A 24457-nucleotide genomic window follows, 5' to 3' on the forward strand; every position below is an offset into this window, starting at 1 on the left:
ATTTTCGAAATGAGGTTTTATTCTACAGGAATGGGCCCGGGAGTATCACTTTTTTATTCCTAAATACTAAAACGTTATCGAATATGAATAGCAAGCCAGTTAGAATGATTTTAGATCATTTTAATAGAGTTTAAAACATTTTTAATATGAAAATAAATTTACTAAATCTTCCTTACCTAACTAGATCAATGGTTTTTGGGCTATTGATTCAACTTCTGTTTTTTTCTTCGGTTTATGCTAATGATAATAAACCAAAAAATGGAAGTGAACAACAAACAATTAGGGGTACGGTTAGTTCATCTGAAGATAACCTTGGAATACCGGGGGTGAATATCCTCGTTAAGGAAGTTCCTAATCGTGGTGCGGTTACCGATATGGAGGGGAATTATACCATAGAGGCTCCAGCTGATGCTACTTTGGTTTTCAGCTTTATAGGTTATAAAACCATTGAAAGAAAAGTTAATGATCAATCGGAAATTAATGTGATCATGGATCCCGACCAGGATGCATTAGAAGAAGTTGTAATTGTTGGTTACGGAGAACAAAAAAGAGAGACTGTTGTGGCCTCCATCGCAGAAGTTAGCGGTGATGTTCTGGAAAGAGCAGGTGGGGTAACAAATATTGGTGCAGCCTTAACAGGAAATGTACCCGGGGTTATTACCAGTGCCAGTACGGGTATGCCTGGAGAAGAGGATCCCAGGATTCTAATTCGTGGGCAAAGTACCTGGAACGACTCTTCCCCGCTTATTTTGGTAGACGGAGTAGAGCGACCAATGTCTAGTGTAGCAATTAGCTCGGTAGAATCCATTTCAGTTTTAAAAGATGCTTCTGCAACCGCGGTTTACGGTGTTAGGGGTGCTAACGGGGTTATTCTTGTAACTACCAAAAGAGGTGAAAAAGGTGAAGCCGTAATAAGGGCAAGAGTAAACACTACAATGAAAAGGCCATCTAAATTGCCTGGTAAATACGATGCTTATGATGCTTTAAGAGTTCGTAATGATGCAATTGAAAATGAACTTGGTTTAAACCCAAGCGCGTGGAATGATTATATGCCATTAGATATTATTGACAAATATAGAAATCCGGCAAACCAGGCAGAAAGAGAGCGATATCCAAATGTAGATTGGGCAAACACGCTTTTTCGAGATTACACGATGTCATATAACGCAAACGTAAATGTAAGTGGGGGTACCGATTTTGTAAAGTATTTCACTACAGCAGATTTCCTTAGGGAGGGAGATTTAATGAAGCAATATGATAATAACAGGGGCTATGAGCCCGGTTATGGATTTAACAGGTTAAACGTAAGAGGTAATCTTGATTTTCAAATTACTCCTTCAACTTTATTCCAGGTGAACCTGGCCGGCTCGCACGGTGTGAAGAAAAGTCCGTGGGGAGCTACAGGAGATGAATATAGCATGTGGGTGGCAGCTTATAGTACTGCACCAGATGTATTTCTTCCTAGATATTCAGATGGAGCCTGGGGATATTATGCGCCAAATGAAGGTGCAGCTACCAATTCGGTGAGAGTTCTGGGAATAAGCGGAATTCAGTATATGACTACTACTCGCTTAACTACAAATTTCACCTTAGATCAGGATCTTGATATGATTTTGGATGGTCTTAATTTTAACGGTACCATCGCATTAGATAACACTTTTGTTGAAGCTGACCGTGGAATTAACGACTTATACAATGATACACAGGAAAAATGGATAGACCCTGAAACAGGCACTGAGCTTTACCAGCAGGCGTACGATCCTAATAGCCGTTTTGATTTTCAGGAAGGTGTAAAATGGTCTACAAGCCCAGGAGCTGTTCAGAATTGGTCATCTCATAGAAAACTATTCTACCAGTTACAACTTCGCTATGCCAAGAATTTTGACGGCCGTCACGATGTTTCTGTAATGGGACTTATGAATAGAAATGAAAATGCAACCGGAAGTCAGATACCACGATATAGGGAAGATTGGGTTTTTAGAACTACTTATACCTTAGATAATAAGTACACTTTTGAATATAATGGTGCTTATAACGGTTCTGAAAAATTTAGTCCTGAAAACCGATTTGCTTTCTTTTCCTCAGGAGGTATAGGATGGATTTTATCACGGGAAAATTTCCTTGATTCTGCTTCATTCTTAGATATGCTTAAACTAAGAGCTAATTACGGTGAGATTGGAGACGATAATGTAGCCGGAAGATTTCTCTATATGACGCAGTGGGGCTATGAGGGCCAGTCAAGAATGGGGGTTACCGGAGAGGCGGCCGAGCAAAGTCCGTATACCTGGTATTCAGAAGAATCTGTAGGAAATCCGGATGTTTCCTGGGAGAAGGTTAAGAAGACGAATATAGGAGTCGATTTTGGATTCTTTGACGGTTTTATTGAAGGTAGCTTCGACTATTTTATAGATGAAAGAACCGATATTTTAATTAATGGAGGGGATAGAGCGATACCTTCTTATTTTGGTACCGAAGCGCCCGTGGCTAACCTGGGCCACGTGAGAAATGAAGGTTATGAATTTGATATTGATTTAAGCTACAGGTTTGAAAATGGCTTGAGATTATGGTCAAATTTCAATATGACTCATTCAAAAAATGAAGTTATAGATGCCGATGATCCATCCTTGTTACCAGCCTATCAACAAAACGCAGGTTTACAAATTGGGCAGGCATATTCACACGTTACTCCTGGTTATTATAATACCTGGGACGATCTTTACGCGAGTACCATTCACAATGCTAACGATAACCAGAAACTACCGGGTAACTATCATATTATAGATTTTAATGGAGATGGAGTAATAGATGCTTACGATAATATTCCATTTGGCTTTACCGGAAATCCTCAAAATACCTATAACGCTACTTTTGGATTTGACTGGAAAGGCTTTAGTAGCTACGTACAGTTTTACGGAGTAAACAACGTAACACGCCAGGTGGTTTTGGGAAGTTTAGCGAGCCAGAATCACGTGGTTTATGAAGAAGGAAGTTACTGGTCTAAAGATAACTTTAATGCAGATTCACCGGTGCCAAGATGGCTTACTACGCCAAGTGAATATAATGCTGCCAACAGGTATATGTTTGATGGTTCTTACTTAAGACTAAAAAATGCCGAAATAGCTTATACTTTCGATGCCGGCTCTAGTCTAGTAGATAGATTGGGAGTAAAAAACCTAAGGGTTTTCTTAAATGGAAACAACCTCTTCTTATGGTCTGATATGCCAGATGACAGGGAATCGAATTTTGCCGGAACGGGGTGGGCATCCCAGGGAGCTTATCCAACCGTAAGTAGATACAACTTAGGGTTAAATATTACTTTTTAAAATAGTTTGTTATGAAAAATTATATAAAAAACATTATAAAGTTTAGTCTGGCAATCGTTGCTTTAGTTTTCATATCATCTTGTGAAGACTACTTAGACAGGGAAGATGAATCTATAGTTTCTGAAGATGAAGCTTTTAAAAATTTCACCAACTTTCAAGGATTTACTGAAGAATTATATCATTGTATCCCAGATTTTACCAATGCATACTGGACCAATTCCTGGAATTGGGGAGATGATGAAATTGAATCTACAGCCAGGGATTTTCACTTTATAAATAAAATTGAAAATGGAAACTTCTGGGGTTGGCAGGCAGAATTTGATGGCTGGCAAGCCGGCTGGATGGATAGAAATAATACCAGTACAGATGATGACAGGATGACCAAATCTCTTTGGCAATTAGGTTGGTATGGAATTAGAAAAGCCAATTTAGGCCTTGCTAATATGGACAGGCTCACCGATGCCACCCAAGAAGAAAAGGACTTAATAAGAGGACAATTATTATTCTTTAGAGGATGGTTTCACTTTCAATTTATTCAATATTTTGGAGGCTTACCTTATATTAATGAAGTTTTACCAAGTGATGAACAACTTCAATTACCACGTTTAAGTTATCACGAAGCTGCAGATCTGGCCGCACAGGATTTTCGTGCCGCTGCCGATTTATTACCTACAGATTGGGACGAAACTGATGCCGGAAGCGCAACATTGGGAAAAAACCAATTGCGTATCAATAAAATAATGGCGCTTGGTTATTTAGGTAAGAATTATTTATGGGCGGCTAGCCCCTTAATGAATCAGGAGTCTACTGGGAATGCTGTATACAATACTTCTTATGCCCAAAAAGCTGCGGAAGCTTTTGCAGAATTACTTAATCTTACCGAATCTGGCGAAGCAGATTATTCCTTAGTACCATTTTCAGATTATCATTTAAACTTTTATACAACAGGTCAAAACTGGCAGATTCCGGGTAGTACCGAGGCAATTTTTAGAGGCCCCTATTTTGGAGCGCATGGGTCTACCTATGGTACAGCAAAACAATATCAACCTTCGCCAATTTTAACCGATGGGGATGTAAAATTCCTTCCTACGGCTAATTATGTAGATTTCTACGGGATGGCCAACGGATTGCCAATCGATGATATTACACAGCCTGATCCAGAATCTGGATACGATCCAGAATATCCGTGGAAAGACCGTGATCCCAGATTTTATAATGATATCGTTTATGACGGAGTTCGCACCGTGCAGGGTTCTATGCCAGCTGATGAAGAGTTTAACCGTTACGCCAATCTATTTACCGGCGGAAGTTATAGAAATATAAGAACTGGTAGTAGAACAGGATATATGCTTTACAAGTTTATCCCAATGACTGCGAATAAATATGATGAAGGTTATGGGTATGGGAACAACCTAAATATCCATTTACCGTGGATGCGACTTTCAGATGTATATCTAATGTATGCTGAAGCTGCTGCCCAGGCTTATGGGTCGGCTACAGGCCAGGTTTCCGGCTATAGTAAAACAGCGGTAGACGCTATTAATTTTGTAAGGGACAGAGCCGGTGTTGGTCACGTTGCAGATGAATTTTTAGGATCCCTGGACACTTTTATGAGTGAAGTGCGGAGGGAGCGTGCAGTAGAGTTGGCTTTTGAAAGGCACAGGTTTAATGATCTAAGACGTTGGTTGTTGTTAACCGAGAGCCCATATACTTTAAAGAAATCTGTAGAATTTGATAGGGCGGGAGAACTTAATACCGATGATCCATCACAAAACCGGGTTCTAAATTTAAGGGAAGAAGTTATTCTGGAAAGAAACTTTAGTAGTAAACATTACTGGCTCCCTTTAAAAAATGTGGACGTTAATATGTATTTGGAATTTAGTCAGAATCCTGGCTGGTAACCACATTGTGTTCAATTTAAACATATAGAGAATGAATATTATAAAATTTAAAGTAGTTTTTTGTGCACTAATTGCCTTGATGCCTTTTATAGGGGTCGCACAAACATCTGAAGATATTGATGTTGAAGCCATCGTTAGAGGTAAAGAAGGAAAGCCGTTAGTGGGTGCTACCGTAACGACAGAGGCTGGTAACACCGTGGTTACAGATTCTATTGGGAGTTTTTCGCTCTCAACAGGCTTGTATTCCAGTTTAGCTGTAGAAGCTTTGGAATATAAACCTACATCCGTAATTGTTACCCCATTTTTAGATAATATAAGCCTGGAGCCTGCAGAAGGTTATGAAGATGTAAATGTTGCATTTCGTAAAGTGGAAAAGAGAAATCTAATAAGTGGAGTTTCTTTTGTGGACCTGGATGAATTAATGGAGAAGAATTATAATACAGGTACGCTGGAGAATATGGAAGGATTTGCCAACGGTTTCCACGGAAACATTTGGGGAATGGACGAGTATTTAGTGCTTATTGATGGAGTGCCAAGAGAGGCAGGAAGTATAATGCCTACAGAAATTGACCAAATTAGTTTCTTGAAAGGAGTTTCAGCAGTGGCGCTCTATGGAAGCCGTGCCGCTAAAGGTGTTGTTCAAATTACTACTAAAAGAGGAAAAATACAGAAGCAGGAAATAGATGTAAGGGTAAATGCAGGAATGATTGTTCCAAAAAGCTATCCAAAATATCTTGGTTCTGCAGAATATATGACCCTTTATAATGAAGCAAGGGCAAACGATGGTTTAAGTCAGCGTTTTGATGATGAAACTATCTATCATCATGCTGCCGGTGATAATCCATACAGGTACCCTGATGTAAACTATTATTCATCCGATTATTTGCAGGAAACTTACAACAGGTACGATGCTACTGCGCAAATTTCCGGTGGAAATGAAACCGCTCAATATTACACCAACCTGGGATTTTATTCAGCAGGCTCACTACTAAATTTCGGTGAAGCTGAAAATAACAGAACTCAGAGATTTAATATTCGCGGTAACGTAGATATTGATATAACCGAAACTTTATATGCTACGGTAAATGCATCAGCTGTTTATTATAACGGTTGGGGTGTGAATACAGATTACTGGTCAGGTGCTGCCAATTTGAGACCAAACCGATTTTCGCCGTTAATTCCAACAAGTATGATAGAGGAAAGCGACGAGAATTCTCTGCAATTTGTAAACAATAGTAGTAACCTTATAGATGGACAATATCTTTTAGGTGGTACCCAGCTTGACCAAACCAATCCTTTTGCAGCAATTTACGCTGGTGGAAATAATAATTTTACCAGTAGACAATTTCAGTTTAATACAGGTATTGGAGCAGATTTAGGAAATCTTGTAGAAGGATTATCTTTTCATTCAAACTTTGGAGTAGATTATTCTACTTCTTACAACCAATCTTATAATAATGAGTATGCAGTATATGAGCCTAGTTGGACAAATTATGATGGGGAAGATTTAATTGCAGGTTTAACTCAGTACGGGCAGGATGCAAGGTCTGGGGTGCAAAATATTAGCGATAGCTGGTATAGACAAACAATTTCCTTTTCAGGACAATTTAATTATGACACCAAAATAGAGGAAGATCATAACGTTTCAGCGATGCTTATCGCCAATGGATTTCAGCAATCTATTTCAGAAGAATATCACCGAACCAGTAATGCCAATTTAGGCTTATACCTGGGTTATGATTATTTAGATAAATATTTTGTGAATTTTAGTGGAGCGATGGTACATTCAGCAAAATTACCGGAAGGAAACCGCCAGGCTTTTTCTCCAACCTTCACATTAGGATGGCGTTTAAGCGAAGAGAATTTTCTTCAGAATTCAACGGTTTTTGATGAGTTAAAACTTACAGCTTCCGCAGGTATTTTACATACCGATATAGATATTCAGGAGTATTATCTTTATGAAAGTATATATACTCAAACCGATGGCGCCTGGTTTAATTGGAGAGATGGGGCTTTAAGTCGCTCTACAGATTCAAGGAGAGGTCAGAACGATGATTTAACCTTTTCTAAAAGAGAAGAAATAAATTTAGGAGTAGAAGCTTCATTATTTGATAATCTTTTCCAGGTTCAGGGATCTGTTTTTGCTAATAGAATCACAGGCGGTGTAGTACAGGCTTCTGTATTATATCCTAATTATTTCGAAACCGAATGGCCAAATTCTTCTTTTATTCCTTATGTGAACTATAATGAAGATCAACGTGTTGGTTTTGATTTTAGAGCAGATTGGAATCAGCAATTTGGAGAATTGAAAACTACACTTGGAGTAGTTGGTACTTATTATGATACCAAAGCAACGAAGCGGGCTGAAATGTATGAAGATCAATATCAAACCAGGGAAGGAAATCCTATAGATGCTATTTGGGGACTTGAAAGCGACGGACTTTTTGCAAGTGCTGAAGAAATTGAGAATGCGCCTTCACAAAGTTTTGGACAGGTGGCCCCGGGAGATATTAAATATATAGACCAGAATGGTGATGGTGTAATAGATAACCAGGATGAGGTTTACCTTGGTAAAGCTGGCTGGTCTGGCTCCCCACTAACTTTAGGAGTGAATTTCACAGCTGAATGGAGAGATTTCACCTTTTTCGCTCTTGGAGTTGGAAGATTTGGAGCCCACGCAATGAAAAACAGTTCTTATTTCTGGATGGATGGGGAAGATAAATATTCAATTATAGCTCGTGATCGTTGGACGCCTGAAACTAGTGAAACTGCAACCTATCCTAGATTAACTACAACCAATAGTAATAATAACTTTAGATCTTCAGATTTCTGGCTTTACAGTACAGATCGGTTTGACCTGGCAAAAGTTCAAATATCTTATAATTTTCCTAAAGAATTATTTGCTCAATCGTTTGTACAGGAATTAGGGGTGTATGTAAATGGGGCAAATTTATTAACCGTATCCCCAGAACGTGAGATTTTAGAGTTAAGTGTAGGAAGTACGCCCCAGAATAGATTTTATAACCTGGGCGTAAAAGCAATATTTTAAAAATTTAAATATAAAAGGAAATGAAAAGTAAATTACTACTTCTTTTATTTATGGTCTTTGCAATTACAAGTTGTGACGATCTTATAGAACCTGCCATAGAGAATAATAGAGGTCTGGAAGATATGTATGCCGAGGCCGAATATGCTCAGGGGATTTTACTTAACGCTTACACCAGGTTGCCAAATAATGGTTATTCTTTTAGTGAGGTAGCAACAGATGATGCCGTTAGTAACGTAAATAACAATGCATACCGCGAAATTGCTACCGGCCAATGGACGGCACAAAATAATCCTTTTGACCAGTGGCAAAATGCACGGGCGGCTATTCAGTATATCAATATATTCCTTGCCGAGACCGATAAAGTTACCTGGTCAGAAGACGAAGAAATAAGCTCTATGTTTAACGACAGGCTTAAAGGTGAAGCGTACGGTCTTAGAGCATTATATATGTATTATCTCTTGCGCCAACATGCGGGATGGGCTAATGGAGAGCTTTTAGGAGTTCCAATATTATTGGAGCCTGAAGGTACGGCTTCAGATTTTAATCAGCCAAGAGCAACTTTTGAAGAGTGTATGCAACAATTATATGCTGATGTTGAACAGGCTGAAGCTTTACTTCCTTTAGATTATGAAACACTTTCTGATTTGCCGGAGGGTTATTCAGATTTAGGAGATTATAACAGGGTTTTTGGAGAATATGCCAAACAAAGAATGACAGGTAGAATTGCTAAAACCGTTAGAGCCCAAGCGGCCTTACTTGCTGCGAGTCCTGCCTATGCCGATGGAAATACTACTACCTGGGCTGATGTAGCCAATTATGCCGGTGAGGTATTGGCAGAAAATGGCGGAGCAAGTGGTATTGCATCAGATGGACATACCTGGTATAAAAATGATTCTCAAATAAGTGGAATTGGAGGTGGTGATAATCCGCCCGAAATTATTTGGAGAACCGATGTAGTAGAAACCAGTGATTTAGAGCAACAACATTTTCCGCCAACGCTGTTTGGAGATGGAGAGCTAAATCCAACTCAAAATCTGGTAAATTCATTTCCAATGGCTAATGGTTTTCCAATTACCGATCCGGCTAGTGGGTTTGATCCTGATAATCCTTATGAAAACCGGGATCCAAGATTAGACCATTATGTAGTGGTTAATCAAAGTACTGCGGGACCAAATAATTCAAATATTGTAACCGCAGCCGATGGTAGTACCAATGATGCCTTAAATGCCGTAGAAACTTCTACCAGGACAGGTTACTATTTAAAGAAATTACTGAGACAGGATGTGAATTTAGATCCTGTTACCAGCAATACCCAACAGCATTATACCGCTAGAATGAGGTATACTGAATTATACCTTATTTATGCCGAAGCTGCTAACGAAGCCTGGGGCCCAGAAGGAACGGGAACTTTTGGATTTTCAGCTTATGATATTATTGCAGGACTACGGGAACGCGCTGGTATAACTCAGCCCGATGCATATTTAGAATCAATTGGCTCAGACCAAAATTCAATGCGCGAATTAATACGAAATGAACGCAGGTTGGAACTGAGTTTTGAAGGTTTCCGGTTTTGGGATATACGTCGCTGGGGTGATGATTTTACCGTTCCGGCAAGAGGAGTTAGTATTCTGGACGGAAATCATGAAACGATTACGGTTGAAAACAGGGTGTATGAAGAATATATGCGTTATGGTCCAATTCCTTTTAGCGAGGTTTTAAAATATGATGCAATTATTCAAAACCAGGGCTGGTAGTTAGTTTAATTATAAAGAACAGAAAATGAAAAATAAAATATATTTAATCGCTTTAATTATCCTTTCGGGCTTAACGTCGTGCGAGAATGATAAATGGGAATTTGATGACTATGAATACCAAACTGTATATTTTGCTTACCAATACCCGGTAAGAACAATTACACTTGGAGAAGATATTTTTGACACCTCACTGGATAATGAAGGTAAAGCCAAAATAATGGCCACAACCGGTGGAACTTACGATAATGATCAGGATGTTTTTATAGATTTTGAGGTAGATAATTCTTTAACTGAAGGTCTTGTATTTGATGACAGCGGCCAACCTGTTCAGGCAATGCCAGAGAATTATTATACGCTTGAATCTAATGAAATCAGGATTCCGGAGGGTGAACTTACCGGTGGAGTTGAGTTTCAGCTAAGCGATGCATTTTTTGCCGATAGTCTTGCTATTGGAAGAAACTATGTAATTCCGCTTCAAATGACCAATGTGGTAAGTGCAGATTCCATTCTTAGAGGAATACCCCTTGCACCAGATCCTCGTAAAGCGATAGCAGAAGATTGGGATGTTCTGCCTAAAGATTTCATTCTTTATGCAGTAAAATATGTGAATCCATGGCACGGGAATTATTTACGTCGTGGAGTAGATGTAATTGAAGGAACTGCCGGTAACGAGAATCTTGACGATACCGTAATAAGAGAAGAAGAATATGTAGTAGACGATCAGGTGGTAACACTTACAACTCGCTCTTTAGATGAGGTGGAGTTAGATTTGGTTTTTCAGAATAGCGAAGGTTATGCTGTAAACTGCACCTTAATTTTAAGCTTTGATGATTCCGGTAACTGTACAGTAAGGGCTGCATCTAATGAATATACTGCCAGCGGTAGCGGCCAGTTTGTAAAAGATGGCGAACAAAACAGTTGGGGCGGAAAAGAGCGTGATGCCCTTTACCTGGATTACGAGGTTAATCTTGAAGAAATTAATGTGAGTACAACAGATACGCTTGTACTTAGAGATCGTGGGGTACGTATGGAAACATTTTCTCCCGTATTTGAATAAAATTAAAAAATAAATCGATTATGAAATATTTAAATCGTTTTCTTGTATATAGTGGATTATTGGCTTTGGTATTTTCTTGTGCCGATCCAGATCCATTAGCATTTGAAGTAGAAAAACCTGAAGGCCTGGAGGCTCAGGAAGAAATTAATTCATATGCATCTCTTAAAAGTTATATAGATAGTACTTCAAATGCTAATTTCACTTTAGGTGGAGCTGTTTCTATTTCAGATTATATCAATAAGGGAGTAATGTACAGGCTTATTAATAAAAATTTTGATGAGCTTACTGTAGGTTACGGTATGAAGCATGGAGCAATTGTTCAAAACAATGGTTCTATGAACTTTGCCCAGGTAAATGAACTTATAGCCGCTGCAGATCAAGCAGGAACTTCTATATACGGCCATACTCTTACATGGCACGCTAATCAAAACGCCTCTTACTTAAATGGGTTGCTAGAACCCCTTGTAATTGAATCTCCTTCTTTTCCTAATGATCTGGACAAAACCGGATTAATTGATAGTACATTTTCTGGTTTCTCCTTCTATCCTGAAAACGCTATAACAATTGCTGAAAATGAAGGCATGGGAGATGGTAGCCACGCAATAAAACTGACGGCACCGTCTACTGCAGCCGAACCCGGAGACCTACAGTTTTCTACCCCGGAAATTTCGGTAGTAGAAGGTCACGAATATGAAGTTATCTTTTATATAAAATCAGATTCACCTGGAGAAGGCCGTGTTTCATTTGAAGGTTTAAATAATAATATGCCCCTTATTGATTATTATAGCGAGGGTGCTGCTGTAGAAACATTTCAAACCGATTTTTCCTGGAAAGAGGTGAGATTTCGGGTAAGTGATTTCGCGGGAGACTCGTTCAGCTTAAATCTTGATTTAGGTTATCAACCCGGAGTAACTTATTATATAGATATTAATAATTTATATGTTTATGATACTGAGGGAGATCCAATAGTAAGTAATCTTATTGAAAATGGTGATTTTGAAAGTGGAACCGGCTGGGGAGGCTGGGGAAATAATTCTGAAAGAGGAGTTACCGAAGATGGACTTGGATTTGGTAACGAGGGTAAAGCATTTTATGTAACTAACCCTTCTGTAACTAGTGGTTTTTGGGAAGTGCAAACCGTTTATGAATTTCCAGAAACTTTAGATAATGGTGAAGTTTATACCCTTAGTTTTTGGGTAAAAGGTGATGCCGAAGGAATTATTCGACCAGAGTTACAGAGCCCCGATTATAGTTCAGACGGTTTTGGACAGGTTAGTGTAACCCAGGAGTGGCAACGTATAGAAATGGCTACAACCGCTACTGCCGATGATCGTGGCCGACTTATATTTAGTTATGGGGAATTTGCAGGCACGGTTTATATAGATAATGTAAGTCTCGCCAGTGCTTCTGGTGGCGGTGGCTCTACTACCATTCTGGAAAGAGAGCCCGCAGTAAAACAGGCAATTATAGAGGAAGAATTAGAACGTTGGATTTCAGCAATGTTAGGTACTGCTTCTTATGTAGATGCCTGGGATGTTGTTAACGAGCCTATGGATGATGGAAATCCATACGAATTAAAAAGTGGAGAGACAGATTCTGATATTACCAGTGACGAATTCTACTGGCAGGATTACCTAGGTAAAGACTATGCGGTTAAAGCATTTAAACTGGCCAGGCAGTACGGAGACCCCGAAGATCTCTTATTTATAAATGACTATAACCTTGAATATAACCTGGACAAGACCAGGGGACTTATTGAATATGTAGAATACATAGATAGCCAGGGTGCGACTGTAGATGGTATCGGGACTCAAATGCATATAAGTGTAGATTCCGATAGGAATAATATTGCTGAAATGTTTCAGCTTCTTGCCGAAACCGGTAAACTCATTAAGGTTTCTGAACTGGACGTAAGAACAAATGTCTCTGAGCCTACGGATGAAGTTTTACAACAGCAGGCCGATATGTATAGTTATGTAGTTGAAGCGTACAAAGAATTTGTGCCTCAGGCGCAAAGATACGGGATTACCGTTTGGGGAATATCTGATAGTGCTGATGATGCAACCTGGTTACCGGGGGAATTTCAAGGTTTATGGGATGAAAATTTAAATAGAAAACCGGCTTATAAAAGTTTTGCCGAAGCTTTGGAAGAATTGTAAGCCAGCGATAAAGAATAAATGAATATAAGGATTAAATAATTACGTTGCTATCCGTTTAAATTTAATCATGTGTGATTTTTACTGAAGTAGTTCTCCTAACTCAAAAAGTCTGGATACCGGTTGGATTAGCAACGCTTTCCCGGTATGAATTAGCCTTTTTTGAACGTTAGGAGAACTTTTTTATAACAAAATTGTAAATTATTTAAACCTTCTTCCTGGAATAATAAAATTGACTGCTATGCTTAAAAGAAAGAATTTCTCTATTTTTATATTATTATTAAGTGTGTTTTTTACAGTTTACAGCTGTAATTCTAATAAAAGTGCAGTTGATAAGAGCGAACTATCTAAAACCAGCTTAAAAGATGCTTTTGAAGGTAAATTTCATATAGGAACTACTTTAAATGCCTGGCAAATTATGGGAAGGCAGCCTGAAGAAATTAAGGTCGCCACAGAAAATTTCAATTCCATTGTTGCCGAGAACATAATGAAAAGTGCAAGAATTCAGCCCAATGAAGGGGAATTCAATTTTGAGCTTGCCGACGAATTTGTGAAGATCGGCGAAGAAAATAATATGCACATTCACGGGCATACCTTAATATGGCATTCTCAGGCACCCGACTGGTTTTTTAAAGATGAGGATGGAAATACGGTTTCCAAAGAAGTACTAACTCAAAGAATGAAAGATCATATCCACGCTGTAGTAGGCCGTTATAAAGGCAGAATTCATTCCTGGGATGTGGTAAATGAGGCTATTGAAGACGATGGGAGTTACCGAAAAAGTAAATTTTTCGAGATTCTGGGAGAAGATTTCATAAAACTGGCTTTTGAATTTGCCCACGAAGCCGACCCCGACGCGGAGCTTTATTATAATGATTATTCTATGGCAATTCCTGGAAAACGTGCCGGGGTAGTTAGAATGGTAGAGAAGCTCCAATATGAAGGTATTACTGTCAACGGGATAGGAATGCAGGGCCATATAGGGCTCAATAACCCTAGTATCAGTGAATTTGAAAAAAGCATAGAAGATTTCGGAAAGCTGGGAAAGGTAATGATCACAGAACTGGATCTGAGTGTTTTACCTTCACCCTGGGGCGATGCCGGGGCAGAACTTTCAGATACCTATGAATATGAAGATAAAATGAATCCCTTTCCTGATGGTTTGCCAGCCAATGTTGAGCAACAATTCACCAGGAGATATGTAGAATATTTTGAACTTTTCTTAAAACATCAGGATAAGATATCAAGAGTTGCGCTTTGGGGAGTTAATGATGGTAATTCCTGGAAGAACAATTGGCCGGTAAGAGGCAGAACCGATTATCCGCTGTTATTTGATCGTGAAAATAATGCAAAACCTGTCGTCAAAGAACTTATAGAATTGGCTGCAGCAAATTAACCCTACAAAATTTGAATTTAGAAATGAAAAACATTCTTTTACTTTTCTGGCTGATGGGCATTTTTCCATTTGTTGTAGCACAGGAATCAACTGTCAAAAGTCCCGATGAGGCTTTAAAACTGGAAGTGTACCTGGAATCGGGACAACCTACATATTCGGTGTTCTATAATAACGAAGTGGTGCTGGAAAGATCCCGGTTGGGACTCAAAACTAATATTTCAGACTATTCCAAAGCTTTGAACTTTGCAGGAAGTAAGACTAATTCTGTAGAAAAGAATTACGAATCCCCAAAACTTAAAGATTCTGAAATAAATTACAGTGCACAGGAGCTAACCGCCACTTTTACCACTCAAAAAGGGCGAAAAATGGATGTAATTTTCAGGGTAAGCAATAATGATATTGCTTTTAGATACCATCTCCATAAATACAGCGACACTATTGCCCACGTGGTGACGAAAGAATTTACCGGATTCAATTTTCCGGAAACCGCAAAAAGCTTCTTAACGCCTCAGTCCAAATCTATGGTAGGTTTTCAACGTACCAAGCCCAGTTATGAGGAGGGTTATTATTTAGATCAGGATATTACCGCAGCTTCAGCTCATAATATGGGCTATACATTTCCAGGTTTATTCAAAACTGAAGATCGTTGGATCCTGATCTCCGAAACAGGAGTGGATGGAACTTATGTGGGTGCTCATCTCAGCGACCCCAATGCTGAAGGGGAATACACGATCGCTTTTCCCGATAGTACCGAAAATAACGATTTTGGAAGCACAGGTGCGGCCATTTCTCTTCCTTTTAGTACTCCCTGGAGAACCATTACCGTTGGAGAAAATTTAAAACCCATTGTAGAAACCACCATTCCTTTTGATGTGCAAGAGCCCCTTTATGAAGCGACCCAGGATTATGAATTCGGGCGTGGAGTATGGAGTTGGATTATGTGGCAGGATGCAAGTATGAATTATGACGACCAGATAACCTACATAGATTTTGCTGCGGAAATGGGATATGAATACATCCTGATTGATGCGCTTTGGGACCAGAAAATCGGGTACGACAGGATGGAGGAGTTAATTGAATACGCCAAAAGTAAAAACGTTGATGTTTTTTTATGGTATAATTCCAATGGCGTAGCCAATGACGCGCCTATGACGCCAAGGCATAAAATGCATAGGGCAATTACCCGCAAACAGGAAATGAAGTGGTTGCAGAAGAATGGTGTAAAAGGCCTAAAGGTTGATTTTATGGGTGGTGATAAGCAGGAGACCATTCTGCTTTACGAGGATATTATGTCTGATGCCAATGACCACGGATTGATGATGATCTTTCACGGTGCTACTTTACCCAGAGGCTGGGAAATTATGTACCCTAATTTTATAAGTACTGAAGCGGTTCTTGCTTCAGAAAACCTAATGTTTAGTCAGTATGCAAACGACCAAGAAGCCAGAAGTGCTGCAATTCATCCTTTTATAAGAAATACTGTGGGAAGTATGGATTTTGGAGGCACCGTTCTCAACGAGAGATATAATAGAAACAATGACGGCGGAAATGTTAGAAAAACCTCTGATGCCTTTCAACTGGCAACCGCAGTCTTATTTCAGACGCCGGTGCAATTCTTTGCATTAACACCGAATAACCTCGAAGATGCCCCTGAATTTGCCGTAGATTTTATGAAAAACGTCCCCACTACCTGGGATGAAACTATTTTTATTGATGGCTATCCGGGAGAGTACAGTATAATAGCAAGACGACACAAGGAGCAGTGGTATATCGCCGGAATCAATGCCTCAAAAAAAGCTAAGAAGGTGAGCTTTTCCCTTCCGGAACTGGAAGGAAATAAATTCAGTATTATAAATGACTTTGGAAAGGGGCAATCTGAAAAGAAAGAAATCAAACAAAAAAAGGGAAAATTTGAAGTAACAATTCAACCTCAGGGCGGCTTTATAATTACCAATTAAGATAAGCACCTCCTTCTGATAAATTTTAAAGAATGAAACAGCTATTAATCCTTATTATTTATTTTGGCATTGTTGATCAATCGGTTGCGCAGTTTTCTCAGCAGGAGCGGGACAGTATTTACCGGTTGAGTGCACAGGATCATCAATTAATGTTGAAGAAATTAGGGATAGATTCTTTACGGCCGGGTCCTTCGGGCAATCCAAATGATCCTAATGCGGCAAATTCAGATGAATCTAAAGTTTTGGCCTATAACTTACCTGATCTTATGGTTTTTAAAGATGGGTCGAAAGTTAGTTCTGTTTCAGAATGGGAAAAGCGCAGGCTGGAAATTTTAGAAGATTTTAATGCTGAAGTTTATGGGCGATTCCCAGAAAATATTCCTGCTGTAAACTGGAAAATAATTTCCAAAAAAAATTCAGTTATAGGCGAATATCCTGTTCAGGTTGAAGAACTTTTAGGAGTGGTAGATAATTCTGCTTATCCCGAGATCGAGGTCGAAATTCAGATGACCCTGACGCTTCCGAAGAATAGCGATAAGCCTGCCCCGGTAATTTTGAAATTCGACTGGAATTTTCCGGCAAGCTTCAATCCTCCTGAAGAGAAAAATCCCTGGCAGGAACGATTACTGGCAGAAAACTGGGGCTATGCCAGCCTTATTCCCACCAGCTATCAAGCCGATAATGGTGCCGGACTCCGGGAAGGAATTATTGGCTTGGTCAATAAAGGCGCTCCCAGAAAGTTAGACGACTGGGGAGCTTTGAAAGCCTGGGCTTGGGGAGCCGGTCGTGCCCTGGATTATTTTGAGTCTCATTCAAAAATTAATACAAATAATGTAGCTATAGAAGGCCTTTCCCGCTATGGAAAGGCGGCAATGGTTACTATGGCCTACGATGATCGCTTTGCAGTAGGTTTTATAGGCTCGGCCGGGGCAGGCGGAACAAAAATATTGAGAAGGAATTTTGGAGAACAAGTGGAGAATCTGGTTTCCAGTTCCCAATACCACTGGTTTACTCCCAATTTTATAAAATACAGCGGCCCTTTAGAAACAAAAGATCTTCCTGTAGACGCACATCATTTGGTTGGGCTCGCAGCTCCACGTCCTGTTTTTATAAGTAGCGGAGATCCTAAAGTTGAAGGAAATTGGATTGACGCCAAAGGAATGTACTTAGCCGGAGTTCACGCAAGTCCGGCCTATGAAATTTATGGAGAAAAAGGCTTGTCAAAAACTGAATTTCCTGAAGTAGAGGAATTTTTATCTGAAGGTAAACTCGTTTTCAGGATACACGAAGATGGTCATACCGTAGTGCCTAACTGGCCTTATTTTATTGATTTTGCCAAACGCTATTTTAAATAAAAAATACAAATGAAAAAAGGTTATCTCTTCATTATACTTTTATGTCTGTTTCTTGAAAATCCAGGCGTTGCACAAGAGCGAGCTCAAAATCCCATAATCCACGCCGATGTTCCGGATGCTTCTATTATTAGAGTGGATGATACCTACTATATGAGTAGCACCACGATGCATATGAGTCCTGGTGTTCCAATTATGAAATCTAAAGATCTGGTGAATTGGGAAATAGTGAATTATGCTTACGATAATCTGGGGGATGTCGATGCGTTGAATTTAGAAAATGGAAAAAATGCCTATGGTGCCGGATCCTGGGCGAGCAGTCTCCGTTATCATAACGATACTTTTATTGTTTCGACCTTTGCAAGCACTACAGGAAAAACTCACATCTTTAAAACAAAAGATATTGAAAAAGGACCCTGGGAAGAAATTTCTTTTTCACCTTCTCTTCACGACAACACTTTATTTTTTGATGACGATGGGAAAACTTACCTCATTTGGGGTGGAGGAAAACTGAAAATAGTTGAGCTTAAAGACGATCTGTCTGGAGTAAAAGAAGGTACAGAGCGTGTTTTAATAGAGAATGCTACAGAACCGATCGGGTCCAATTATATTTTACCTGCGGAAGGATCTCAGTTATTTAAAGTTAAAGGCAAGTATTATCTTTTCAATATTGCCTGGCCACGGGATGGTATGAGAACAGTCATTATTCACCGGGCCGATAAAATCACCGGGCCTTACGAAGGAAAGCTTGCTTTTCAGGATAAAGGGGTAGCACAAGGCGGTTTAATCGATACGCCGGAAGGGGATTGGTATGCGTATTTATTTAGGGATTATGGCGCGGTAGGGCGTATTCCTTATTTGGTTCCTGTAAAATGGGAAAATGGCTGGCCGGTCTTGGGCGAGAATGGCAAGGTGCCTGAGACTCTGGACCTACCCGCAAATGAAGGATGGATTCCTGGAATTGTGGCTTCAGATGATTTTAGTAGAAATTCAGGCGACAGAGATCTGCCATTGGTATGGCAGTGGAATCACAATCCGCAGAATAATTATTGGTCAGTAAAAGACCGTGAAGGCTATCTAAGACTGACTACGGACAGAGTGGATACTTCATTTTTAGATACCCGGAATACGCTTACTCAAAGAACCATTGGTCCCGAGAGTTCAGGAATTACCAAAATTGATCTTTCAGGAATGAAGGAAGGGGATTATGCGGGACTTGGATTGCTTCAAAAGAATTTCGGATTTGTAGGGGCTAAAATGGTAAATAATAAGAAGCACATTATCATGGTCAATGGAGCTTCCGAAGCACCCGATGAGGTGGAAAGCATTCCTTTAAATCAGGAGGAACTTTACCTTAAAGCCGTTGGGGATTTTAAGGACCGAAAAGATACTGCAGAATTCTATTTCAGCCTTGATGGTGAAAACTGGAAAGCTATAGGCAACGAGCTTAAAATGTCTTACACGCTACCACACTTTATGGGCTACAGGTTTGCGTTGTTCAATTTCGCCACAAAAGAAGCTGGCGGTTATGTAGATTTCGATTACTTCAAAATTGACGATCAAAAAGATAAATAAATGAAAAACAAGAATTCATATTATAAAATGTCGAAAACGATACCTGTAAACCTGTTCCTCCTTTTTCTCACGGTAAATGCCTTTGCTCAAAACCCGCTGATTATGGACCAGTTCACAGCAGATCCTACAGCCCGGGTGTTTAACGGAAAACTTTATGTATTCCCTTCCCACGATATTGTGCCACCAAAAGAGAAAGGCCGTGCTGAATGGTTCAATATGGCCGATTACCACGTTTTTTCTTCAGAAAATCTTACCCACTGGACAGACCACGGAAAAATTCTGGATCAGAAAGATGTGCCCTGGGCAGATCCTGAGGCTTACAGTATGTGGGCGCCCGATGCGGTATCCAAAAATGGCAAATATTATTTCTATTTTCCCACCAGACTTAAAGAAGGCGGAGACGGGGAAAATGGTTTTTCCATAGGAGTGGCAGTTGCCGATAAGCCTGAAGGGCCATATAAGCCGCAGCCAAATCATATTGAAAAAGTAGAAGGCATAGATCCAAATGTTTTTATTGATAAAGACGGGCAGGCTTATTTATACTGGTCCCGTGGCCAAATTTATGGTGCAAAATTGAAGGATAATATGCTGGAGCTGGATTCTGAAATAAAAACCTTTGAGGAGATCCCTCAAAAAGGGCATATTGAAGGGCCTTTTGTTTTTGAAAAAAACGAGACTTACTATATGACCTACCCGCACGTGGCCAATAATACCGAAAGGCTTGAATATGGAACTTCAGACAATCCAATGGGACCTTTTACCCACCAGGGCGTTATTATGGATGAATCGGCTTCAGGAACCTGGACCAATCATCATTCAATCGTGAATTATCAAGATCAATGGTATTTATTCTACCACGACAACGACCTTTCACCCGATTTTGATAAAAACCGCTCCATTCGTGCCGATAGTTTATTCTTTGAAGAGAATGGGGACATCAAAAAAGTGATTCCAACCAAACGCGGAGTAGGAATTACCTCCAGTACTTCTGAAATTCAGATAGACCGCTATAGCGCGAAAAGCAACTATGGTGCTGCTTCAGTTTTTTTAGACAGGCTTGACCCGTTCTTGGGTTGGAAAGTGGTTTTAAATAAACCTGATGCCTGGGTAAGATATAATAAGGTGGATTTTGGTACAGAAGGTCCCAAAAATGTCAAAATAAGAGCCAGGTCTTTAACCGGTTGTAGAGTAGCATTAAAGCTGCCCGGTGATAACGAAATGGAAATTTCTGAAGTAATAATCCCAAAAGGCGGGGAATGGGGAGAATTCACTGCCCCGGTTAATAATGGTATAACAGCTGTTCAGGACATGCTCGTGCAACTTAAAAATGGTGCCGGAGTTGAAGTGGACTGGGTGCAATTTGAAAAATAGAATAGGATGAGAATTGGTAAGATCAAAATTTTAAAAAGTAGTAATTCTAGTTTAGGATTTTCCGTATTCCTGGGATTGCTGTTTTTGATTTCACCTTTTGAATCCTGGAGTCAGGAAGATTCTCAATTAAAGCTCTGGTATGATAAGCCTGCTGAAAAATGGGTAGAAGCACTTCCTGTAGGAAATGGAAGATTGGGCGCAATGGTTTATGGCGATCCAAATGAAGAAATAATTCAGTTAAATGAAAATACCGTCTGGGCAGGTGGACCTAACCGAAACGATAATCCTGAAGCCAAAGAATATTTACCCGAAGTACAAAAACTTCTGTTCGAAGGAAAAAGCGCAGAAGCCCAGGAGCTCGTTAATCAGCATTTCATAAGCAAAACTTCCCACGGAATGCCATATCAAACCGTAGGAAACTTAAAATTATCATTTCCCAATCATCAAAATTACACTGAGTATTTCCGGGAACTGGACCTGGAAACTGCCGTTACTACCACGCGTTATAAAGTTGGAGGTGTAGGCTATGAAACCAAAGTTTTTGCTTCCCATCCCGACCAGGTTATTGTAATAGAAATCACTGCAGACAAGCCCGGAGTTTTAAATTTCACGGCTTCTATGGATCGCCCCGGAGGCGCCGAAGTTTCAGTTGAAAATAGATTAATAAAATTAAATGGAAAAACCAGCGATTTTGAAGGAGTAGAAGGGAAGGTTAAATTTCAGGCCATTACTAAAATTCTGACTGAAGGCGGGGAATTGATTTCAGAAAATAATACCCTCAAAATACAGAATGCGAATAGCGCTACGATATATATTTCCATCGCTTCTAATTTCAAAAATTATAAGAATCTAAGTATTGATGAAGAAGTTAAAGCGGCAGAATATCTTTCAGCAATAGAAAAAAAGGATTCAGAAGAGATCTACCAAGCCCACCTGGATGATTATCAAACCTATTTTAATCGGGTGTCCCTGGATCTGGGTGAGACTGAAGCCGCTAAATTGCCAACAAATGAGAGAATCATAAATTTCAAAACCGGAGATGATCCTGCCCTAGTTTCCCTGTATTTCCAGTTTGGACGTTATCTTTTAATTAACTCTTCCAGAGCGGGAACGCAACCCGCCAACCTTCAGGGAATCTGGAATGACCAATTAACTCCTGCCTGGGATAGTAAATACACTATAAATATCAATGCAGAAATGAATTACTGGCCGGCGGAGGTTACAAATCTGCCGGAATTTCACGAGCCATTGATCCAAATGGTAAAAGATCTTTCAGAAGTCGGAAAGAAAACTGCCAGGGATATGTACGGCGCAGAAGGTTGGGTGATGCATCATAATACAGACATTTGGCGAATGACCGGAGCGATAGACGGTTCCTATTGGGGAATGTGGCCAATGGGCGGAGTCTGGCTTTCCCAACATCTATTCGATAAATATGATTTCTCAGGAGATAAGGAGTTTTTGGAGTCTGTGTATCCCATAGTAAAAGAGGCTTCAAAATTCTACCTGGATTTTATGATCAGGGAGCCGGAAAATAACTGGCTGGTGGTATCACCTTCCATTTCCCCGGAACACGGCCCAACCGCCCATCCCGGATCTTCATTGTCTTATGGAACAACGATGGATAATCAACTCATTTTCGACCTTTTTTCAAGAACAGCAAAAGCGGCGGAAATATTGGGTGATGATGAAGATTTTATAGCCGAATTAAATGAAAAACTTAAGGAATTTCCACCAATGCAGATTGGAAGTTGGGGGCAATTGCAGGAATGGATAAAAGACTGGGACGATCCCAATAGCGACCACAGGCACGTTTCACATTTATACGGACTTTACCCGTCCAACCAGATTTCGCCTTACCGCAATCCAGAATTATTTGAGGCTGCAAAGACTTCTTTGGTGGCAAGGGGAGATGAATCGACCGGTTGGTCTATGGGTTGGAAGGTAAACCTTTGGGCGAGATTACTGGACGGGGATCACGCTCTTAAATTAATAAAAAATCAGTTGACCCCTTCAGAGCAGGAAGGGCATAGCGAAAAGGGCGGCACGTATCCCAATCTTTTTGATGCGCATCCTCCTTTTCAAATTGATGGAAATTTTGGCTGCACCGCCGGGATTGCCGAGATACTTTTACAAAGTCACGATGGTGCCATTCATTTACTACCGGCATTACCTGAAGCCTGGAGCGAAGGAAAAGTTTCCGGAATTAGAGCTAGGGGAGGTTTTGAAATCGATATTGAATGGGATGATAATAAGCCTAAAAATATTCTCGTAAAATCTGAATTAGGTGGTGTTGCAAGGATTCGGTCCTATACTCAATTAGAAGGAGATGGATTAGAAGATGCACAAGGTGATAATCCGAATAAATTCTATAACCTGCCAGAAATTAAGCAACCGCTTATTTCCAAAAAAGCTGATTTAAAGGAAGTAGAAATTCAGAAGGTTTATGAATACGATTTAAAAACTTCTGAAGGAAAAAAATATGAATTAAAGATTAAAAAATGACTATAACCGATAACTATAAAATTATGAGACTAAAAATTAAAATATTCACATTATGTGGATTAGGATTAATGCTTGCACCGCAGCTTTTAAAAGCTCAAAACCCTATTATCACAGATGTTTTTACGGCAGATCCGGCGCCGCTGGTTTATGACGATACGGTTTATTTGTACACCAGCCACGATACAGCGTCGGTATCTTCTACCAACTATGAAATGAAGGATTGGCTGGTTTTTTCTTCAACTGATATGAAGAACTGGAAAAATCACGGACCGAAACTTTCGCCAAAAGATTTCTCCTGGGCAACCGGGGATGCCTATGCCGCTGAGGTTGCAGAAAGAGACGGTAAATTTTATTTCTATGTCTCTACATTTCATAAAGATGATGACAGGAGCAATGGAGGTGCTGCAATAGGAGTAGCGGTTGCAGATTCACCCTTAGGGCCATTTAAGGATGCAAAAGGAGAAGCTTTAATCTATAATGAAATGACCACCGATAATCCTCACGGGTGGGATGATATTGATCCTTCGGTTTTTGTAGATGATGATGGGCAGGCATATATGTACTGGGGCAATGGTAGTCTCAAAATGGTGAAATTGAAAGATAATATGATCGAATTAGATGGGGAGATCCAATATTATAATCCAAAGAATTTTATAGAAGGTCCCTGGGTTTACAAAAGAAAAGGCCTGTATTATTTAGTATATGCGAGCAAGGGCGAAGAACGCGAAAGAGTTGAATACGCTACCTCTGATAGTCCTGAAGGTCCCTGGGAATACCGTGGAATACTTGCAGACAGCGCTCCCAATAGTTTTACCATTCATCCCGGTATTATCGAGTACAAAGGAAAAGATTATTTCTTTTACCATAATGGTGTATTGCCAACCGGAGGAAGCTATCGACGTTCCATTGCCGTAGATTATATGTATTATAATGAAGATGGTACTATTCAGAAAGTAGAACAAACGGAGGAAGGAGTAGAAGCCGTAGAATAGTTTTATAAACTGAATGAGTGGAGAAGGCATTTCTTCTGAAGACTATTATCTCCCTTTCTAAAAACTCT

Annotated in this window: 13 protein-coding genes; all 13 read left to right on the top strand. The window is 39.8% G+C overall.

The genetic code is table 11. The features are described 5' to 3' along the window. The first annotated feature begins 146 nt into the window (after window positions 1-146). Window positions 147-3323: a SusC/RagA family TonB-linked outer membrane protein gene (locus tag B5X53_RS10985; protein WP_079713282.1), complete on the top strand. Its 3177-nt coding sequence runs from the start codon at window positions 147-149 to the stop codon at window positions 3321-3323. An 11-nt stretch (window positions 3324-3334) separates the two neighbouring features. After that, window positions 3335-5224, top strand: coding sequence for a RagB/SusD family nutrient uptake outer membrane protein (locus B5X53_RS10990; RefSeq protein WP_079713283.1), 1890 nt, complete (start codon window positions 3335-3337; stop codon window positions 5222-5224). Window positions 5225-5255: 31 nt separating this feature from the next. Continuing rightward, the gene (locus B5X53_RS10995) at window positions 5256-8273 is read left to right on the top strand and encodes a SusC/RagA family TonB-linked outer membrane protein (protein WP_079713284.1); all 3018 of its coding nucleotides are present in this window, start codon (window positions 5256-5258) and stop codon (window positions 8271-8273) included. Window positions 8274-8293: 20 nt separating this feature from the next. After that, complete coding sequence (locus B5X53_RS11000) at window positions 8294-10027, top strand: RagB/SusD family nutrient uptake outer membrane protein (protein WP_079713285.1); 1734 nt, start codon at window positions 8294-8296, stop codon at window positions 10025-10027. 25 nt (window positions 10028-10052) lie between these two features. After that, window positions 10053-11084, top strand: coding sequence for a DUF5627 domain-containing protein (locus B5X53_RS11005; RefSeq protein ID WP_079713286.1), 1032 nt, complete (start codon window positions 10053-10055; stop codon window positions 11082-11084). Between the two features lie 20 nt (window positions 11085-11104). Continuing rightward, window positions 11105-13243: an endo-1,4-beta-xylanase gene (locus B5X53_RS11010; protein WP_079713287.1), complete on the top strand. Its 2139-nt coding sequence runs from the start codon at window positions 11105-11107 to the stop codon at window positions 13241-13243. A 238-nt stretch (window positions 13244-13481) separates the two neighbouring features. Then, window positions 13482-14636, top strand: a complete 1155-nt coding sequence (locus B5X53_RS11015) for an endo-1,4-beta-xylanase (RefSeq protein ID WP_079713288.1) — start codon at window positions 13482-13484, stop codon at window positions 14634-14636. Window positions 14637-14659: 23 nt separating this feature from the next. Further along, complete coding sequence (locus tag B5X53_RS11020; protein ID WP_079713289.1) at window positions 14660-16594, top strand: glycoside hydrolase family 97 protein; 1935 nt, start codon at window positions 14660-14662, stop codon at window positions 16592-16594. A gap of 32 nt (window positions 16595-16626) precedes the next feature. Then, entirely contained in the window at window positions 16627-17949 is a 1323-nt protein-coding gene (locus B5X53_RS11025; protein WP_079713290.1) for a glucuronyl esterase domain-containing protein, read from the top strand. Between the two features lie 9 nt (window positions 17950-17958). Further along, window positions 17959-19521: a glycoside hydrolase family 43 protein gene (locus B5X53_RS11030; RefSeq protein WP_079713291.1), complete on the top strand. Its 1563-nt coding sequence runs from the start codon at window positions 17959-17961 to the stop codon at window positions 19519-19521. After that, entirely contained in the window at window positions 19522-20892 is a 1371-nt protein-coding gene (locus B5X53_RS11035) for a family 43 glycosylhydrolase (RefSeq protein WP_198550794.1), read from the top strand. It begins immediately after the preceding gene. 6 nt (window positions 20893-20898) lie between these two features. Beyond that, window positions 20899-23397: a glycosyl hydrolase family 95 catalytic domain-containing protein gene (locus B5X53_RS11040; RefSeq protein WP_079713292.1), complete on the top strand. Its 2499-nt coding sequence runs from the start codon at window positions 20899-20901 to the stop codon at window positions 23395-23397. Between the two features lie 23 nt (window positions 23398-23420). Further along, a complete protein-coding gene (locus B5X53_RS11045) occupies window positions 23421-24389 on the top strand; it encodes a glycoside hydrolase family 43 protein (protein WP_079713398.1) in 969 nt (322 codons plus the stop codon). Window positions 24390-24457 lie beyond the last annotated feature (68 nt).

The sequence above is a fragment of the Salegentibacter salinarum genome, assembly GCF_900168115.1.
In the GTDB taxonomy this organism is placed as follows: Bacteria; Bacteroidota; Bacteroidia; order Flavobacteriales; family Flavobacteriaceae; genus Salegentibacter; species Salegentibacter salinarum.

Coding starts and splice junctions, on each gene's coding strand:
- B5X53_RS11015 (WP_079713288.1), top strand. CDS start 13,482: ATGCTTAAAAGAAAGAATTTCTCTATTTTTATATTATTATTAAGTGTG.
- B5X53_RS11030 (WP_079713291.1), top strand. CDS start 17,959: ATGAAAAAAGGTTATCTCTTCATTATACTTTTATGTCTGTTTCTTGAA.
- B5X53_RS11040 (WP_079713292.1), top strand. CDS start 20,899: ATGAGAATTGGTAAGATCAAAATTTTAAAAAGTAGTAATTCTAGTTTA.
- B5X53_RS11035 (WP_198550794.1), top strand. CDS start 19,522: ATGAAAAACAAGAATTCATATTATAAAATGTCGAAAACGATACCTGTA.
- B5X53_RS11000 (WP_079713285.1), top strand. CDS start 8,294: ATGAAAAGTAAATTACTACTTCTTTTATTTATGGTCTTTGCAATTACA.
- B5X53_RS11025 (WP_079713290.1), top strand. CDS start 16,627: ATGAAACAGCTATTAATCCTTATTATTTATTTTGGCATTGTTGATCAA.
- B5X53_RS10990 (WP_079713283.1), top strand. CDS start 3,335: ATGAAAAATTATATAAAAAACATTATAAAGTTTAGTCTGGCAATCGTT.
- B5X53_RS11045 (WP_079713398.1), top strand. CDS start 23,421: ATGAGACTAAAAATTAAAATATTCACATTATGTGGATTAGGATTAATG.
- B5X53_RS10985 (WP_079713282.1), top strand. CDS start 147: ATGAAAATAAATTTACTAAATCTTCCTTACCTAACTAGATCAATGGTT.
- B5X53_RS10995 (WP_079713284.1), top strand. CDS start 5,256: ATGAATATTATAAAATTTAAAGTAGTTTTTTGTGCACTAATTGCCTTG.
- B5X53_RS11020 (WP_079713289.1), top strand. CDS start 14,660: ATGAAAAACATTCTTTTACTTTTCTGGCTGATGGGCATTTTTCCATTT.
- B5X53_RS11010 (WP_079713287.1), top strand. CDS start 11,105: ATGAAATATTTAAATCGTTTTCTTGTATATAGTGGATTATTGGCTTTG.
- B5X53_RS11005 (WP_079713286.1), top strand. CDS start 10,053: ATGAAAAATAAAATATATTTAATCGCTTTAATTATCCTTTCGGGCTTA.